An 18,337-nucleotide genomic window follows, 5' to 3' on the forward strand; every position below is an offset into this window, starting at 1 on the left:
AAATATTTTCTGTAGGACAGCACTTTGGCGCAGTCGAACATCATAACATCCTCAACCGTACGACGCTTGTTAAGCTATGTTAGACCATATCGTATCGGCTTTATTGCGGCGGCGTTGGGTATGCTGGGCTACGCGCTGGTTGATGTGTATTTTATTTCAAATTTGCCGGATTTTATTGATAAAGGCATCAATGGTAAAAACACTGACTATTTACGTTATGCCCCCATTTTTGTTGTCGTTATTTTCTTTATGCGTGGCCTGTGTAACTTTGTGGCGAGTTATTGCCTGAATTGGGTGGGCACACATATTGTACAAAATATGCGCCAGCAATTATTTGAACACTTTATGCGTTTGCCGGTGAGTTTTCATGACCAGCATTCCACCGGCGAATTGATCTCAAAGGTGACCTATAATACCGAACAAATTAAACAAACCACTTCAAAGGCGTTGGCCGTATTAGTACGTGAAGGCGTATTTGTCTCTGGCTTGCTGGTGATGATGTTCTACTATAGTTGGCAATTGTCTGCGATTTTTCTGCTAATTGCCCCCGTTATTGCGGTAGTTGTTCGATTTGTCTCAAGACGTTTTCGCTTGTTAAGTCGCAATATTCAAACTGCCATGGGTGATGTGACAACCAGTTCTGAACAAATGCTAAATGGCCATAAAGTCATTTTGTCATTTGGTGGACAGCAAATTGAAAGCCAGCGTTTTGCCAGCATCAACAATCTTACCCGCCGTCAGGATGTCAAGATGGAAGCAACGCGGGCTATTAGCGTATCGACTATTCAGATTATTGCTTCATTTGCTCTTGCGTTTGTGGTTTACATGGCCAGCTTTCCGGAAATGCTTAATAGCTTGTCAGCCGGGGTGTTTACCACCATCGTTGGTTCGATGATGATGTTATTGCGCCCGCTCAAGCAGTTAACAACGGTAAACAGCGAATTTCAGCGTGGTTTATCTGCCGCAGCCAGTGTATTTGAAATATTAGACCAGTCGGTAGAGCAAGATAATGGCACCACTAAGCTGGAACGTGTAACAGGTGACATTCGCTTTGAACGGGTGAATTTTAGTTACCCCGGGCATGAGAAGCAGGTGCTGTTTGATATCAGCTTTAGCGCGCCTGCGGGCAAAACTATTGCATTGGTTGGCCGTTCAGGCAGTGGTAAAACCACCATTTCAAGCTTGTTGCCACGCTTTTATGAGCTAACTAGCGGCGATATATACATTGATGAACATAATATTAGTGACTGCACATTGGCTTCACTGCGTCAGCAGTTGGCGGTGGTGTCGCAGCATGTCACGTTATTTAACGATACCATTGCCAATAACATTACCTACGGTTGCACGGCGCCGGTATCAAATGAGCAGTTATTAGCGGTTGCTGAAAAAGCCCATGTGTTGGAATTTGCTGAACAGCTTAAAGACGGGCTGCAAACCGTTATTGGCGAGAATGGGGTAAGTTTGTCAGGTGGACAGCGCCAGCGAATCGCTATAGCCCGTGCTTTGTTTCGTGAAGCCCCAATTTTAATCCTGGATGAAGCAACATCTGCACTGGATACTGAATCTGAACGTAAAATTCAAGCTGCGTTGAATGAACTGCTTAAAGGCCGCACCAGCATTGTCATTGCGCATCGCTTATCAACGATTGAAAATGCAGACAGCATCATTGTCATGGAACAAGGGCGCATCGTAGAGCAGGGCAATCATACTGAATTGTTAGCATTAGATGGAGCTTATGCACAATTATATAAAATGCAATTTGGCGAACAGGCGTGAGTCAAGGTAGCCGTTGGCTGGAACAGCTTTGGTATGAAAAAGACCGCCCCTATTGGTATTTACTCCCCCTCGCTTGGTTGTATGCCGCTCTAACCGGTATACGCCGAGGCTTGTTCCGTATAGGTTTAATGAAACAATACAGGCATGCTGTGCCAGTTATCGTCGTGGGCAATATCAGTATTGGTGGTACCGGCAAAACGCCCTTTACGTTAAAATTATGCCATCTGTTACGACAGCAAGGTTGGAGGCCTGGTATTGTCAGTCGCGGTTACGGCGCTGATATTCGTCAGCCAACGCTGGTGAATGTTAATTCACCAGCTGGGCAGGTCGGTGATGAACCTTTATTACTGGCTCAGCGCAGCGGTGCGCCGGTGGTGGTTTGCCCGGACCGTGTTGCCGCCGTGCAGTACTTATTGCAGCATACTCAGTGCGATATCGTGATCAGTGATGATGGCTTACAGCATTATCGCTTAGCCAGGGATGTTGAAATTGTGCTTATTGACGGCAGCCGCGGTTTTGGCAATGGCCAGTTATTGCCGGCCGGGCCTTTACGAGAAGGTATCTGGCGTTTAAAACTGGTGGATTTGGTTGTTGCGAACACTCAGTTAGATGTCCTAGCCGATGGGCTTATGCAACTGACACCTGCGGCTCCTGTAGCATTAGTTGGCGATGCTTGTTTAGCGCAGGGGACAGAGGTGACCCTGGTCGCAGGCATTGGTAATCCAGCACGTTTTGAACGCACTGTGCTAGAGGCGGGTTTTAATATCTCGGCAACACGGTTTTTTTCTGATCATCATCAGTTCACTGAGGCCGATTTAGCTGATATTCCAGGGCCACTGCTGATGACTGAAAAAGATGCGGTAAAATGTCGCAACTTTGCCAAACCAAACTGGTTCAGTTTAGGGGTTGACGCCAAACTGGACCGCGCACTTACTACAAAATTACACTTAATCCTGACTAAACTGCGGAGCAGAAATGGCACTTAAAATAGCATTAACCGATATTCTGGCGTGTCCGCTATGCAAGGGCAAACTTAAGTATGATCAGCCATCGCAACAGCTAATCTGTACTTTTGATCGTTTGGCGTATCCGGTGCGAGACAATATACCGGTGCTTTTGGCTGATGAAGCACGCCAGCTAACGCTGGAAGAGGTGGAACAATGGCGTTCCTAGTCGTTATTCCGGCTCGCTTTGCCAGTAGTCGGTTGCCGGGTAAACCGTTGGCTGATATCGGCGGAATAACCATGATTGAGCGTGTCTATCAACAAGCACTTAAAAGTGGTGCCAGCCGTATTGTTATTGCCACTGATGATCGCCGCGTTGCTGACGTGGTTGACACCTTTGGCGGTGAGGTTTGCATGACGCGTGCAGATCATAACTCTGGTACCGAACGTTTAGCCGAGGTGGTTAGCAAGCTGCAACTGCCTGCGGATACGGTTGTAGTAAATGTGCAGGGCGACGAGCCTTTTATTCCGCCTTTAATCATAAAACAAGTGGCGCAAAATCTTGCTACGCAGCACAAAGCACAGATGGCGACACTGGCGGTGCCGTTAACAAACGCTGCGGAAATTGCCAACCCGAATATTGTTAAAGTGGTGAGTGATAAAAACGGATATGCGCTGTATTTTAGTCGCAGCGTTATTCCGTTTGACCGTGACGGCCAATTTAAGCACGAGCTTGCAGCGCATTATCGTCGTCATATTGGTATTTATGCCTATCGAGCCGGCTTTATACAGCGTTATGTTGACTGGCCAGCGTCAACCTTAGAGCAGATTGAAAGCCTTGAGCAACTGCGTGTGCTGTGGCAAGGCGAAGCCATACATGTTGATACGGCGCTGGAAACCCCTGCGGTAGGGGTAGACACCCCTGAAGACTTGTTACATGCTCAGCGTTATGCTGCAAGTTTAACCTAGTGCAAGTGCCGTTTACGCTGATAGACGAGCAGCCTGATTTCGTTGTGTTAAACAAAGCCGCAGGGGTTAGTTTTCACTCTGAGGATGGCGCCGGTTTAGTGGTGTTGGCTGCGAAGCAGTTAGGCTATCCATTGTTTAGCGTGCACCGGTTGGACAAGGTTACGTCAGGTCTTATTATTCTTGCACGCAGCAGTAAGGCCGCGGCTGAGCTTACCCAACTCTTTAGTACACATCAGGTACAAAAATTTTATCTGGCCTTGTCGGTAGCCAAACCTACCAAGAAGCAGGGTTGGGTAAAAGGGGATATGGCTCCTGCCAGACGTGGCGCCTGGAAGTTACTCACTAGTCAGCACAATCCGGCGGTGAGTTATTTTGTTAGTCAGGGTTTTGCCGATTTACCTTTCAGAGCGTTTTTAATCAAACCTTTCAGTGGTAAAACACACCAAGTCCGCGTTGCGCTTAAAAGCATTGGTGCAGCCATTTTGGGGGACGAACTGTATCAAGGCAGTACTTCGGATCGGGTTTATTTACATGCCTACGCACTGCATTTCAACTTGTCAGGCAAAGTATTTCACTATGTACTACCACCCGACCAAGGCCAATTTTTTCAACAATTGTGTCAATATAATGCACTTGCACAATGGACAACGCCATGGCAGCTAAATTGGCCTGATTATAAACTACAGCAAAGAGCTAACGAGTAAGCATGTCAGATTATCTATTACGTTTTGCCGGTATTGTTCGTTTATACGGTGTTACTGCACTTGAAACCTTTCGTCAGGCGCATGTGTGTGTCGTTGGCATTGGCGGCGTAGGAAGTTGGGCCGCTGAGGCATTAGCCCGTTCAGGGATTGGTGAAATTACGCTTATTGACTTGGATGACGTGTGCATAAGCAATATTAATCGCCAATTGCATGCATTGAGTGACACAGTAGGCCAGGATAAAGTGGCGGTAATGGCCCAGCGTATAAAAGCGATTAATCCAGACTGTATTGTGCATCAAATAGAAGATTTTATTGCCACTGATAATTTACATCAGCTTATTTCGCCAAAGCTGGACTATGTTATAGATGCTATTGACTCAATCAAAGCAAAAGTTGCCCTACTTGCATATTGTAAACGCAATAAAATTAATGTGATTAGTACTGGCGGTGCCGGCGGGCAGACTGATCCTACCCAAATACAAATTGCCGATTTAACCCAGACTATCAATGATCCTTTACTTTCTAAAGTACGCAATACCTTGCGTCGAGATTACAATTACAGCCGTAACCCTAAACGCCGCTTTGGTATAGACTGCGTGTATTCAACAGAACAGTTAGTTTATCCGCAACCTGATGGCACGGTATGTCAGCAGAAAGCTGCACAGCAAAATACTAACGGCGATGTAAGCAGCATGCGGTTGGATTGTAGCGGTGGCTTTGGTGCGGTAACTGTAGTTACCGCAAGTTTTGGTTTTGCTGCTGTGTCAAAGGTGCTTAAGAAGCTGTCACGGCCTAATTAGTGTTGTTTGTTTTAACAGCAGGCTTTGATTTTTTCTGCCATCGCGGTTAATCCGCTGCCGCGTGATTGACTTAGATACGGTTTTAAATTGAGTTGGTCAAACTTGTGGTTTAAATCAAATTTAGCCAGTTCAGCACTGCTCATCCCATTAACCAGGCAGAGCATTATCGCCATCAAGCCTTTAACAATGCGCGCTTCACTATCCAAAACAAAATAATGCTTGTCGTCTGTTTTGTTATGGTAGTGCAACAACCAGGCCCGGCTTTCACAACCTTTAACTAATAATTCTGGTTGTTTCATCTTCTCTGGCACAGGCGGGAGTTTTTTGCCCAGTTGCATTAACACTCTGTATTTGCTCTGCCAGTCTTTTGCCTGGGTTATCTTAGACAGATCCTGCTCATTAATCTGTACTAAAGCGGAGCGAGTTTCTGCTAATAATTGTTCTAATTTCATGCAGTTAATATCTCCACAGCCTGCTCCAATGCAAGCAAACACCGGTTTACATCGTCCAGTGAATTGTATGCGGCAAAAGAGCACCTAACTGCACCAGGCCGCGCTAAATAACTAAATAATGGCATAGCACAATGTTGGCCTGAACGCACTGCAATGTTTTGCTGATTTAATAATTCAGCCACATCTGCAGGGTGCTCATTACTCACATTTAATGCCACTATGCCTGCATTATGCACAGGCAAAGATAAAATATCTATGCCTTTTATTACAGACAACCCATTATAGAATTCTTTTAATAACAGTAATTTATGCTGAATTAGTTGTTCAGTGTTATAGAGTTGTAACCAATCAATGGCTGCAGCCAGGCCCAAAGCCCCAGCAATATTGGGCGTACCGGCTTCTAATTTAAAGGGTAGTTTATTAAACGTAGTGTTAACAAAGCTTACCTGTTCAATCATCTCACCGCCGGCAAAAATAGGCGTTAGTTTTTCTAGCCAATCCTTTTTGCCATACAGTATACCGATACCGGTCGGGCCGTAGAGTTTATGACCAGAAAAAACATAAAAATCACAGTCTAGTTGCTGCATATCGGGTTGTTTGTAAACAACACCTTGCGCACCGTCGACAACGGTAATAGCCCCCGCTTTTTTTGCTAGCGCTAACATGGCGTCTATGGGTTGAATATGCCCTAATACATTAGAAATATGACTAAAACTCACTACTTTAGGTTTACGTTCAAGCAGTTGTTGATACGCTGTCATATCCAATTGGTTATCGGCTGTAAGCGGCACAACATCAATGATGACACCATAACGCTGGCAATGTAGTTGCCACGGTACAATATTGGCGTGATGTTCTAATTGCGTTAGTAAAACGCGATCGCCAGCGCCAAGCACTGTGTGCATTAAACCGAAAGCAATTTGATTTAATGCAGCTGTAGCACCACTGGTAAAAATAACTTCTTCTGATGATTTTGCATTTATATACCGGCAAACAGTCGTGCGAGCTTGTTCAAAAAGTCGCGTTGCCTGCTGGCTTAATTGGTGTGCCCCCCGATGTACATTACTATTGTGTTGTTGATAAAACTGGCTAATAGCACTGACAACTGCATCGGGTTTATGCATGGTTGCAGCGTTGTCCAGATAGACCCAGCCAGGGTTGTGTTGAAAAAAAGAAAACTGCTGGCGAAACTGCTGTACATCAAAAACAGGCATAGGGGCAGGGATCCGCGAACTAAGATGGAGCGATTTTGCCTGTTTTCTTTAACAGGAGCAAACCAGCAGGTTAAATTAGGCAAGAAAAAAGCGACCTAAGCCGCTTTTTGTGTAAGAGAAAATTACCGCTTATTCAACGGGGGAAAATCTCGTGCGGTGTATCCGGTGTAAAGCTGACGCGGTCGACCAATTTTATGGCCTTTTTCACCTAGCATTTCATCCCAGTGAGAAATCCAGCCAACAGTGCGAGACATGGCGAAAATCACGGTGAACATGCTTGTTGGAATACCAATGGCTTTCAAAATGATGCCAGAGTAGAAATCAACGTTCGGGTACAATTTCTTCTCGATGAAGTACGGGTCTTCCAGTGCGATACGTTCCAATTCCATTGCCACATCTAACAACGGGTCTTTAACGTTGAGTTCTTGCAACACTTCATGGCAGGTTTCACGCATAACTTTGGCGCGTGGGTCAAAGTTTTTGTAAACGCGGTGGCCAAATCCCATCAGACGGAATGAGTCATTCTTGTCTTTAGCACGGGCAACAAATTCTGGAATACGATCAACCGATCCAATTTGCTGTAACATTTTCAAACAGGCTTCATTAGCGCCACCGTGGGCAGGGCCCCACAGGGATGCAACACCGGCCGCAATACAGGCGTAAGGGTTAGCGCCTGATGAGCCAGCTAAACGTACTGTTGACGTTGAAGCATTTTGTTCATGGTCAGCATGTAACATAAAGATACGGTCCATAGCTTTGGCCAGTATCGGGCTTACGGTGTAATCTTCCGCTGGAACAGAAAACATCATATGCAGGAAGTTTTCTGAATAGCTTAATTCGTTGCGCGGATAGACAAACGGTTGACCTACGGTGTACTTGTAAGCCATAGCAGATAACGTTGGCATCTTTGCGATTAAGCGATGCGCGCTACGTTTACGCTGTGCCGGGTCATTAATGTCTAAATCAGAATGGTAAAATGACGACATTGCACCTACAACACCACATAACATCGCCATAGGGTGAGCATCTACGCGGAAGCCCTGAAAAAAGGCCGCGATTTTCTCATGCACCATGGTGTGGCGAGTAATGGTGTGTTTAAAGTGATTGTATTTTTCTGCGCTGGGGAGTTCACCTTCTAATAACAGGTAGCACAGCTCCAGGTAGTCGGAATGATCAGCCAGCTGCTCTATAGGATAACCGCGATGTAATAACACGCCATTGTCGCCATCGATATAGGTGATTTTAGATTCACAAGAACCGGTAGACATAAAACCCGGATCGAAGGTGAAGTAACCATGCTGACCCAAGGCGCGAACATCAATTACGTCAGTGCCGGTGCTGCCAGAATAGATTGGCAACTCGAACGATTTCCCATCGATCTGCACGACGGCCTTTTTATCTGCCATTGGATTTCTCCTGTTGTTGTAGTATCGGGTTAAAGGAATTTAGCAAATTGGTCGCCATTCTACCTGCAAACGACCCCTGAAAGTCAATTTTAATGCGTTTTTGCTCAATAAGTATTCGACTCTAGTATTATTGCTCTAAGGTGTAAAATGTGTAATGTTCCAAATACGGATTTTTTCGAGTAAAACTAAACAAAAATTGTAATAACGACTTACGAAATATATACTATTGCGGTTTTTAAACAGTTCACTCAGCAAGCACTTTTTGCTTTTTTTTGCTGATATGTCAGCACTGATCCAGTTTGGGCAATAAAGTGTATAGGGTTTGGGTGTTGACTGTTTATACAGCAATGACAACGACAATGACAACAAGAGCTCGATTATGGGCATCGATGGGCAAGCACTGTGAAAAAACAAAGACCAGTAAATCTAGACCTCTCTACCATATCGTTTCCGGCACCTGCCATAGCGTCAATTCTGCACCGTGTTACCGGCGTAGCATTGTTCTTTGCTCTGGTATTCGTTATCTGGGCTTGGGCGTACTCGCTTCAAGATCAGCAGAGCTTTGACTATGTTAAAGCACTAATGACGTCTCACCTGGCTAAATTTATTGCTTGGGGCACTATCACTGTTCTTATCTATCACCTGGTGGGCGGTATACGCCATCTTGTTATGGATATGGGGCACTGGGAAGAGCTTAAATCAGGTAATTTAAGCGCGAAAATTACGATTGCGGTGTGGATCGTATTAGCAGTACTAGCAGGAGTATGGTTATGGTTCTGAATCAGGCAAGCCTGAAACGCGATGGCGTCCAGGATTATGTATCGTTGCGGGCAACAGCAATTGTGCTGGCGCTGTATAGCGTTTTTATTCTGGGTTTCTTTATTTGCACCCCGGAAATCACCTTTGACGTATGGCACGGTTTATTCGCCAACGTACTGGTAAAGGTGTTTACCTTATTAGCGTTAGTGTCTATTGCTGTACATACCCGTATTGGCTTGTGGCAGGTCATCACTGACTATGTTAAGTCAGCTGCGATGCGTGCAGTATTACAATTTTTCCTTTATGCCCTGGCTTTCGCATATGTTGCGGTTGGCCTGTTTGTTCTGTGGGGTGCCTAAGTGACTATTCCAGTAAGAGAATTTGACGCCATTGTAATTGGCGCCGGCGGTGCGGGCATGCGTGCAGCACTGCAAATTACCGAATCAGGTTTAACCTGCGCATTATTATCTAAAGTGTTTCCTACCCGTTCTCATACGGTGTCTGCTCAAGGCGGTATTACCGTTGCATTGGGCAATAGCCATGAAGATAACTGGGAATGGCACATGTTTGATACTGTTAAAGGCTCCGATTATATCGGTGACCAGGACGCTATTGAATACATGTGTAAAACTGGCCCTGAAGCAATAACTGAATTAGAAAACATGGGCTTGCCATTTTCACGTTTAGAAAATGGCCGCGTGTATCAGCGTCCATTTGGTGGTCAGTCAAAGAATTTTGGTGGCGAGCAAGCGGCGCGTACTGCAGCAGCAGCTGACCGTACAGGCCATGCCTTATTGCATTTGCTGTATCAACAAAACGTAAAAAACAGAACTCAGGTGTTTTCTGAGTGGTATGCACTGGATTTGGTTAAAAACCAAGACGGTGCCGTTGTGGGTTGTACCGCTATTGATATTGAAACTGGCGAAATTGTTTACTTTAAAGCCAAGGCTACTGTACTAGCCACCGGTGGTGCTGGTCGTATTTATGCTTCTACTACCAATGCTCACATCAATACTGGTGACGGTGTAGGTATGGCTTTGCGTGCTGGCGTACCGTTGCAAGATATGGAAATGTGGCAATTCCACCCAACCGGTATTGCCGGTGCTGGAACGCTGGTGACAGAAGGTTGTCGCGGTGAAGGCGGTTACTTGCTAAACAAAGATGGCGAGCGTTTCATGGAACGTTATGCGCCAAATGCGAAAGATTTAGCCGGCCGTGACGTAGTAGCACGTTCAATGATGACTGAAATTCGTGAAGGTCGCGGATGTGATGGCCCATGGGGTCCACACATTAAGCTTAAACTTGATCACTTAGGCGCAGAAGTACTTGAGAGCCGTCTGCCAGGTATTTGTGAATTATCTCGTACTTTTGCTCACGTTGACCCGGTTAAAGAACCCATTCCGGTTATACCAACCTGTCACTATATGATGGGCGGTATTCCTACTAATGTGCATGGTCAAGTCATATCGCCTAAGGCGGATGGTTCTGAGCCAATTGTCGCTGGTTTATTCGCTTGTGGTGAAATTGCCTGTGTATCTGTACATGGTGCGAACCGTTTAGGTGGTAACTCACTACTTGATTTAGTGGTATTTGGACGCGCTACCGGCCTGCATTTAGGTGAAGCTTTAGCGGCTACTGCAGAGGCACGTGCTGCAAGCCAGTCAGATATTGATGCGGCATTAGCCCGTACCAAGCGTTGGGAAGATTCCAAACCTGGTCAGGGTGAAGACCCGGTGCAAATTAAGAAAGACTTACAGCAATGTATGCAACTTAACTTCTCGGTATTTCGTGAAGGTAAAGCCATGGCTGAAGGTTTAGAGCAACTCAAAGAAATCCGTGAACGTTTGAAATTTGCCCGTCTGGATGACAAGAGTTCAGATTTCAATACCGCGCGTATTGAATGTCTGGAGCTTGATAACCTGATGGAAACCGCTTTTTCTACGGCCGTGGCTGCGAATTTCCGTACAGAAAGCCGTGGTGCACATGCTCGTTTTGATTTCCCGGACCGTGATGACGCCAACTGGTTATGCCACAGCGTTTATTCGCCAGATACTGAGTCGATGATTAAGCGTAAAGTTAACATGGAACCTAAGTTCCGTGATGCTTTCCCGCCTAAAGCACGTAATTACTAAGAGGGCACAGCGATGAAGAAGTTAGTTATCTCCGTATATCGTTACAACCCTGATGTCGACAAAGCGCCGCGCATGCAGGATTACACACTGGATAACCCGGAGGGCCGGGATATGATGGTGTTAGATGCATTGATTAAGCTTAAAGAGCAAGATCCCTCGTTATCATTCCGTCGCAGCTGCCGCGAAGGCGTGTGTGGTTCAGATGGTTTGAACATGAACGGTAAAAATGGCTTAGCGTGTATTACGCCTTTGTCTGCTGTAGGTTTGAAGGGAGGCAAAATTGTTGTTCGCCCTTTACCCGGTTTGCCGGTTGTGCGCGACTTAGTCGTCGACATGAGTCAGTTTTATACTCAGTATGAAAAAGTGAAGCCTTACCTCATCAATGACGGTAAGTTGCCTCCAGCTGGTGAGTTTCTGCAATCTCCAGAAGAGCGTGCTAAGCTTGATGGATTATACGAGTGTATTTTGTGTGCATGTTGTTCAACGTCTTGTCCGTCGTTCTGGTGGAACCCGGATAAGTTTATTGGACCAGCTGGTTTGCTTCATGCGTATCGTTTTTTGGCCGACAGCCGTGATACTGCAACAGAACAACGTTTAAACGATTTGGATGATGCGTTCAGCGTATTCCGCTGCCATGGCATCATGAACTGCGTTAACGTATGTCCTAAAGGGTTAAACCCAACTAAAGCGATTGGTCAGATTAAATCTATGTTGTTGAACCGGGCGCTGTAATGCGCCCTTTTTTGATATGTGAATGAAAAACAGCCTGGTAACCTGCGAACAGGCTGTTTTTTTGCTACTTTTTCCAGGTGCGCGGAAATTAAGGGAAACTAAATGCACGAAGGTGTAATGAAGGCGTGGCTCGAGTCTTCTCATCTTGGCGGTGGCAACATGGCCTACGTCGATGAGCTGTATGAATCCTACTTAGCTGAACCTACCAGCGTCGGTGACGAATGGCGTGAGTTTTTTGCTAAGTTGCCTAAACTCGACGGTGTCGATCTTGAAACCCGTCACTCAGACGTTCGACAACAATTCGCTGAATTAGCCCGGAATAAACACCGCGAAGTGGTGGTGGTTAACTCAGGTACTGCCTCCGACAATCGTCAAGTTAAAGTGCTGCAGCTGATTAATTCGTACCGCTTTCGCGGCCATCAGCAAGCCAATCTTGATCCACTAGGTTTGTGGAAGCAATCACGTGTACGTGATCTTGAATTGTCATATCACGACCTGTCTGAAAGTGATTACGATACCGAGTTCAATGTTGGATCACTTGCCATTGGCAAAGAGACAATGAAATTAGGCGAGTTGCACAAGGCATTGGAGAAAACCTATTGTGGTTCTATCGGTGCGGAATATATGCACATTGTCTCTACTGATGAAAAACGCTGGATCCAACAGCGCTTAGAGTCGGTTCAGTCAACACCTTCGTATGATAAAACAGCTAAGACCAGTATTCTTAAAGGGTTAGTTGCTGCCGATGGTTTAGAAAAATATCTATCTGCTAAATTTCCTGGTGCTAAGCGTTTTGGTTTAGAAGGCGGCGACGCCATGGTACCGATGCTTAAAGCGATGATTCACCGCGCCGGTGAGCAGGGCGCTAAAGATTGCGTAATTGGTATGGCGCACCGTGGCCGGTTAAATACGCTTGTTAACGTATTGGGTAAAAACCCGTCTAAGTTGTTTGATGAGTTTGCAGGTAAATATGAAGTAGTTGGCGCCGGTGATGTGAAATATCACATGGGTTTCTCGTCAGATTTTGAAACCTCAGGCGGCAATGTACACTTAGCGCTTGCGTTTAACCCCTCGCATCTGGAAATTGTTAATCCTGTGGTTATTGGTTCAGTACGCGCGCGTTTAGACCGTCGTGGTTGCACCGACGGCTCGCTGGCATTACCTATTACTATTCACGGAGACTCGGCGTTTGCGGGGCAAGGTGTAGTCGCTGAAACCTTCAATATTTCGCAAACCCGTGCCTTTAAGGTTGGCGGTACTATTCGCTTGGTTATTAATAATCAAGTGGGTTTTACCACGTCTAATCCAGAAGATACGCGTTCAACTGAATATTGTACTGATATCGCAAAAATGGTTCAGGCACCAATTTTCCATGTGAATGGTGATGATCCTGAAGCCGTAATATTTGTTGCTCAACTGGCGGTAGATTATCGCAATACTTTTAAGCGGGATGTAGTTATTGACCTGGTGTGTTATCGCCGTAACGGTCATAACGAAGCTGACGAGCCAAATGCCACTCAGCCATTGATGTATCAGAAAATTAAAAAACACCCGATACCACGTGAAATCTATGCCAAAAAATTGGTAGCAGAAGGCTTATTCACCACTGAACAAATTAGTGAGATGACAGAGCAATATCGTGATGCGCTAGATAAAGGTGACTGCGTTGTTGAAGAGTGGCGACCAATGACAGAAACGTCTGTAGATTGGACACCGTTTTTGGGCCACGATTGGGACGCAACCTATGACGCTAGCGTGACAGTAGAAAAGTTGGTTGATTTAGGCAAAAAAGCGACCCATATTCCTGAGTCACATACGCTACAACGTCAGGTTGGCCGTGTTTACGAAGACCGCGCTTTAATGTTGGCGGGTGAGAAGAAAATTGACTGGGGCTTTGCTGAAATTCTGGCGTATGCCTCAACGGTTGCTGAAGGGAGCCGTATTCGTATTGTAGGGCAGGATTCGGGTCGTGGTACCTTTTTCCACCGTCATGCTGTACTGCACAATCAGACCGACGGTAACACCTACACGCCGCTGGAACACATCAACGATGAGCAGGGACCATTTCAGGTTTATGATTCGGCGTTGTCAGAAGAGGCGGTTTTGGCGTTTGAATATGGCTATGCCACAGCAGAGCCTCGCGCGATGGTTATTTGGGAAGGCCAGTTTGGTGATTTTGCCAACGGCGCCCAAGTGGTCATTGACCAATTCTTAAGTTCTGGTGAACAGAAATGGGGCCGTTTATGTGGTTTAACTTTGCTTTTACCGCATGGTTATGAGGGGCAAGGTCCTGAACACTCTTCAGCAAGATTAGAACGTTTCTTGCAGTTATGTGCTGATCACAATATGCAAGTTTGTGTACCAACGACACCAGCGCAGGTGTTTAATATGTTACGCCGCCAGATGGTTCGCCCAATGCGTCGGCCACTTATAGTTATGTCGCCTAAGTCGTTGTTACGTCATCCTTTGGCAACGTCAACGTTGGAAGAACTTGCTGCTGGCAAGTTCCATAATGTGATTGGTGAGATCGATGAAATCAAACCCACTGACGTTAAGCGTGTGGTGTTTTGTAGCGGCAAAGTATACTACGAGTTACTGGAAGAGCGTCGTAAGCGTGAGCAAAGCGATGTAGCTATTGTACGTGTTGAACAGTTGTATCCGTTTCCGCACGAAGAAATGGCAGAAGTACTAAGCCAGTATCAGCATGTTACCGATTTTGTCTGGTGTCAGGAAGAACCTCAAAATCAGGGTGCATGGTACTGCAGTCAGCACCATTTCCGTGCTGCAATTCCAAAAGCGGGTAGTCTGACGTATGCAGGACGTGATGCTTCATCATCACCTGCAGTAGGTTACCTGTCTGTACACAACAAGCAGCAGCAGGCGCTGATTAACGACGCACTGACTATTAAATAAGATATTATCCGGCTCTTTAATAGAGCCGGTTACCAAAATTAGACCAACCGGTAAAAGGTGAAAAAGTGGAAATTAAAGTACCCGTACTTCCAGAATCTGTTGCAGACGCAACCATCGCCACCTGGCACGTTAAAACTGGCGAAGCCGTAACACGCGACCAGGTATTAGTTGATATTGAAACCGACAAAGTGGTACTAGAAGTTTTCGCGCAGGCCGATGGCGTTATGGGTGAAATCATTCATGACTCAGGTGCAACGGTAACGGCAGAAGAAGTTATCGGTAAAATGGAAGCCGGTGGCGCGCCTGCGGCGAAAAAAGATGACGCACCGGCAAAACAAGATGATACAAAAACGGATGCAGCGCCTGCTAGCTCAGATGACAGTAATGATGACGCATTAAGCCCGTCAGTCCGCCGCATGATTGCTGAAAAAGGCTTAGATGCCAGCAAAATTAAAGGCACTGGCAAAAATGGCCGTGTTACTAAAGAAGATGTAGAGAAGTTTGTTTCTGCTGCACCCGCTAAAGCTGCTGCTCCGGCTGCCGCGCCTGCTGTTGCTGGTGATCGTAGCCAGAAGCGTGTACCAATGACACGTCTGCGTAAAACTATTGCAAACCGTCTGTTGGAAGCGAAAAACTCTACCGCCATGTTAACCACGTTTAACGAAGTTAACATGAAGCCTATTATGGACCTGCGTAAGCAGTATCAAGACGTATTTGAAAAACGTCACGGTATCCGTTTAGGTTTTATGTCTTTCTACGTTAAAGCGGTAACAGAAGCATTAAAGCGTTTCCCTGAAGTTAACGCCGCCATTGATGGTGATGATATTGTTTACCACAACTATTTCGATGTTAGCATTGCAGTATCAACACCACGTGGTTTGGTAACACCTGTGCTACGTGATTGCGATAAAATGAACCTGGCAGAAATTGAAAAAGCCATTAAAGAGCTGGCGTTAAAAGGCCGTGATGGCAAATTAGCCATGGACGACTTAACGGGCGGTAACTTTACTATCACTAACGGTGGTGTATTTGGCTCATTAATGTCAACGCCTATTATCAACCCACCACAGTCTGCCATTTTAGGTATGCACAAAATTCAGGACCGTGTGATGGTTGTTGATGGCAAAATGGAAATTTTGCCAATGATGTACCTGGCACTGTCTTATGATCACCGTATTATCGATGGTAAAGAGTCGGTTGGTTTCCTGGTAACCATTAAAGAGTTACTGGAAGATCCAACACGTATTCTGCTGGATATCTAATTATTCAGAAAAAGTAAGTGAAAATGCTGTTGTTTTGCTACAACGGCATTTTTTATTGAACCGATTGGCACTATAATATGCGCCGATCTATCTCAGGCTGACCATAGTGGCCAGCCTCCATATTCAAATGAACGGAAAATAGCCATGAATTTGCACGAGTATCAGGGTAAACAACTGTTTGCCCAATATGGTTTGCCTGTATCTAAAGGCATCGCCGCAGCTACAGTAGAAGAAGCGGTAGCAGCTGCAGATATAATCGGCGGCGATATGTTTGTTGTTAAGGCTCAGGTTCACGCTGGTGGTCGCGGTAAAGCGGGCGGTGTGAAACTGGTTAAGACAAAAGAAGACATCAAAGCTTTCGCAGAAAAATGGCTTGGTAAAAACCTGGTTACGTATCAGACAGACGAAAAAGGTCAGCCTGTAAGCCGTATTTTGGTTGAAACCTGTACTGATATCGCTAAAGAACTGTACTTAGGTGCAGTAGTAGACCGCTCGTCACGTCGTATCGTGTTTATGGCTTCTACTGAAGGTGGCGTGGAAATTGAAACTGTTGCCCACGAAACACCAGAAAAAATTCTGAAAGCGGCTGTTGATCCATTGGTTGGCGCTCAGCCATACCAGGGTCGCGAGTTAGCATTCAAACTGGGTCTTGAAGGCAAGCAAGTTAACCAATTCGTGAAAATTTTCATGGGTTTGGCCAAACTGTTCCAGGAAAAAGACTTAGCCTTGTTAGAAGTAAACCCGTTGGTTATTACACCAGCTGGTGACTTACACTGTTTAGATGCCAAACTGGTTATCGATGGTAATGCGCTTTACCGTCACCCAGAGTTAAAAGCCATGCAGGATCCATCACAAGAAGATCCACGCGAAGCACACGCTGCATCGTGGGAGCTGAACTATGTTGCCTTAGGTGGCGATATTGGTTGTATGGTTAACGGTGCAGGCCTGGCAATGGGCACTATGGACATCGTTAAACTGCACGGTGGCCAACCAGCTAACTTCTTAGACGTTGGCGGCGGCGCGACTAAAGAGCGCGTTGTTGAAGCGTTTAAAATTATCCTGTCTGATACTGCGGTTAAAGCCGTTTTCATCAACATTTTCGGCGGTATCGTGCGTTGCGATATGATTGCTGAAGGTGTAATCGGTGCGGTTAAAGAAGTTGGTGTTAAAGTTCCTGTTGTTGTTCGCTTACAAGGTAACAATGCTGAACTGGGCGCTAAAGTACTGCAAGAAAGCGGCCTGAACATTATCGCTGATACAGACCTGACTGGCGCTGCCAAGCAAGTTGTTGCAGCAGCGGCTAAGGCATAAGGGGTAAGCAATGAGCGTTTTAATTAATAAAGATACCAAAGTAATTTGTCAGGGTTTCACTGGTGCACAGGGTACGTTCCACTCTGAGCAAGCCATTGCTTACGGTACTAAGATGGTTGGTGGTGTTACACCAGGTAAAGGCGGTCAAACGCATTTAGGTTTACCTGTTTTTAATACCGTTAATGAAGCGGTAGCAGCAACGGGTGCAACCGCATCTGTGATCTACGTTCCAGCTGCGTTCTGTAAAGACTCTATTCTTGAAGCGGCAAACGGCGGCATTAAGTTAATCGTCTGTATCACTGAAGGTATCCCAACATTAGATATGTTGGATGCTAAAGTGAAATGTGACGAGTTAGGTGTAGTGTTAATTGGTCCTAACTGCCCAGGCGTTATCACACCGGGCGAATGTAAAATTGGTATTATGCCAGGCCACATTCACCAGCCAGGTAAAGTAGGTATTGTGTCGCGTTCAGGCACGCTGACTTACGAAGCGGTTAAGCAAACAACCGATTACGGTTTTGGCCAGTCTACTTGTGTTGGTATCGGCGGCGACCCAATTCCAGGTTCTAACTTCATCGATATCCTGAAATTATTCCAGGAAGATCCACAAACTGAAGCGATCGTAATGATCGGTGAAATTGGTGGTTCAGCTGAAGAAGAAGCGGCTGCTTATATCAAGCAACACGTGACTAAGCCTGTCGTATCTTACATTGCCGGTGTAACTGCACCAGCAGGTAAGCGTATGGGCCATGCCGGCGCTATCATCTCTGGTGGTAAAGGTACTGCTGATGAGAAGTTCGCTGCATTGGAAGATGCTGGCGTAAAAACCGTTAAGAGCTTAGCGGACATCGGTAAAGCACTGAAAGAAATCACTGGCTGGTAACAGCTAAGTTTAGCAGTGTAAAAACCCGTCTTTATGGCGGGTTTTTTATTGCCACCATTTTTTGTTGATGTTCTTGTTAC

General features: G+C 45.8%; 17 protein-coding genes. 14 read left to right on the plus strand and 3 right to left on the minus strand.

Translation table 11 applies throughout. The annotated features are described in order from the left end of the window. Positions 1-24: 24 nt before the first annotated feature. The 6 genes from msbA to tcdA are packed head-to-tail and all read left to right on the plus strand — an operon-like array spanning position 25 to position 5,193. The gene (gene msbA / locus H595_RS0109035; protein WP_051219807.1) at positions 25-1,776 is read left to right on the plus strand and encodes a lipid A export permease/ATP-binding protein MsbA; all 1,752 of its coding nucleotides are present in this window, start codon (positions 25-27) and stop codon (positions 1,774-1,776) included. Further along, positions 1,773-2,762: a tetraacyldisaccharide 4'-kinase gene (gene lpxK / locus H595_RS0109040; protein WP_084153545.1), complete on the plus strand. Its 990-nt coding sequence runs from the start codon at positions 1,773-1,775 to the stop codon at positions 2,760-2,762. The genes msbA and lpxK overlap by 4 nt, the downstream gene beginning before the upstream one ends. Next, positions 2,752-2,949, plus strand: a complete 198-nt coding sequence (locus H595_RS0109045) for a Trm112 family protein (RefSeq protein WP_027670925.1) — start codon at positions 2,752-2,754, stop codon at positions 2,947-2,949. The genes lpxK and H595_RS0109045 overlap by 11 nt, the downstream gene beginning before the upstream one ends. Further along, positions 2,937-3,689 (plus strand): 3-deoxy-manno-octulosonate cytidylyltransferase, encoded by a 753-nt coding sequence (gene kdsB, locus H595_RS0109050; protein WP_027670926.1) that lies wholly within the window; start codon positions 2,937-2,939, stop codon positions 3,687-3,689. Before H595_RS0109045 ends, kdsB begins: the two co-directional genes overlap by 13 nt. Beyond that, positions 3,689-4,393, plus strand: coding sequence for a TIGR01621 family pseudouridine synthase (locus H595_RS21955; protein WP_051219808.1), 705 nt, complete (start codon positions 3,689-3,691; stop codon positions 4,391-4,393). Before kdsB ends, H595_RS21955 begins: the two co-directional genes overlap by 1 nt. Positions 4,394-4,395: 2 nt before the next feature. After that, positions 4,396-5,193, plus strand: coding sequence for a tRNA cyclic N6-threonylcarbamoyladenosine(37) synthase TcdA (gene tcdA, locus H595_RS0109060; protein WP_027670927.1), 798 nt, complete (start codon positions 4,396-4,398; stop codon positions 5,191-5,193). Between the two features lie 11 nt (positions 5,194-5,204). Here the strand turns inward: tcdA and H595_RS0109065 are convergent, their stop codons facing one another. The 3 genes from H595_RS0109065 to gltA all read right to left on the minus strand — a co-directional run bounded on the left by H595_RS0109065 (position 5,205) and on the right by gltA (position 8,265). Further along, a complete protein-coding gene (locus tag H595_RS0109065) occupies positions 5,205-5,645 on the minus strand; it encodes a SufE family protein (RefSeq protein WP_027670928.1) in 441 nt (146 codons plus the stop codon). Further along, complete coding sequence (locus H595_RS0109070) at positions 5,642-6,859, minus strand: aminotransferase class V-fold PLP-dependent enzyme (protein ID WP_027670929.1); 1,218 nt, start codon at positions 6,857-6,859, stop codon at positions 5,642-5,644. Before H595_RS0109070 ends, H595_RS0109065 begins: the two co-directional genes overlap by 4 nt. A gap of 122 nt (positions 6,860-6,981) precedes the next feature. After that, positions 6,982-8,265, minus strand: coding sequence for a citrate synthase (gene gltA / locus H595_RS0109075; RefSeq protein WP_027670930.1), 1,284 nt, complete (start codon positions 8,263-8,265; stop codon positions 6,982-6,984). A 402-nt stretch (positions 8,266-8,667) separates the two neighbouring features. Between gltA and sdhC the strand changes: the two genes are divergently transcribed. The 8 genes from sdhC (at position 8,668) to sucD (ending at position 18,257) form a co-directional block, all read left to right on the plus strand. After that, positions 8,668-9,045: a succinate dehydrogenase, cytochrome b556 subunit gene (gene sdhC / locus H595_RS0109080; protein ID WP_027670931.1), complete on the plus strand. Its 378-nt coding sequence runs from the start codon at positions 8,668-8,670 to the stop codon at positions 9,043-9,045. After that, complete coding sequence (sdhD, locus tag H595_RS0109085) at positions 9,036-9,383, plus strand: succinate dehydrogenase, hydrophobic membrane anchor protein (RefSeq protein WP_027670932.1); 348 nt, start codon at positions 9,036-9,038, stop codon at positions 9,381-9,383. The genes sdhC and sdhD overlap by 10 nt, the downstream gene beginning before the upstream one ends. Further along, positions 9,384-11,156 (plus strand): succinate dehydrogenase flavoprotein subunit, encoded by a 1,773-nt coding sequence (gene sdhA / locus H595_RS0109090; protein WP_027670933.1) that lies wholly within the window; start codon positions 9,384-9,386, stop codon positions 11,154-11,156. It begins immediately after the preceding gene. A gap of 12 nt (positions 11,157-11,168) precedes the next feature. Next, positions 11,169-11,888: a succinate dehydrogenase iron-sulfur subunit gene (locus tag H595_RS0109095; protein WP_027670934.1), complete on the plus strand. Its 720-nt coding sequence runs from the start codon at positions 11,169-11,171 to the stop codon at positions 11,886-11,888. A gap of 102 nt (positions 11,889-11,990) precedes the next feature. Continuing rightward, positions 11,991-14,801, plus strand: a complete 2,811-nt coding sequence (gene sucA, locus H595_RS0109100; protein WP_027670935.1) for a 2-oxoglutarate dehydrogenase E1 component — start codon at positions 11,991-11,993, stop codon at positions 14,799-14,801. Positions 14,802-14,866: 65 nt separating this feature from the next. Continuing rightward, on the plus strand, positions 14,867-16,063 hold the full coding sequence (odhB, locus tag H595_RS0109105; protein ID WP_027670936.1) for a 2-oxoglutarate dehydrogenase complex dihydrolipoyllysine-residue succinyltransferase: 1,197 nt from the start codon (positions 14,867-14,869) through the stop codon (positions 16,061-16,063). A gap of 144 nt (positions 16,064-16,207) precedes the next feature. Beyond that, positions 16,208-17,374: an ADP-forming succinate--CoA ligase subunit beta gene (sucC, locus tag H595_RS0109110; protein WP_027670937.1), complete on the plus strand. Its 1,167-nt coding sequence runs from the start codon at positions 16,208-16,210 to the stop codon at positions 17,372-17,374. A 10-nt stretch (positions 17,375-17,384) separates the two neighbouring features. Beyond that, entirely contained in the window at positions 17,385-18,257 is an 873-nt protein-coding gene (sucD, locus tag H595_RS0109115) for a succinate--CoA ligase subunit alpha (RefSeq protein ID WP_027670938.1), read from the plus strand. Positions 18,258-18,337 lie beyond the last annotated feature (80 nt).

This window comes from Rheinheimera baltica DSM 14885, from assembly GCF_000425345.1.
Taxonomy (GTDB): domain Bacteria; phylum Pseudomonadota; class Gammaproteobacteria; order Enterobacterales; family Alteromonadaceae; genus Alishewanella; species Alishewanella baltica.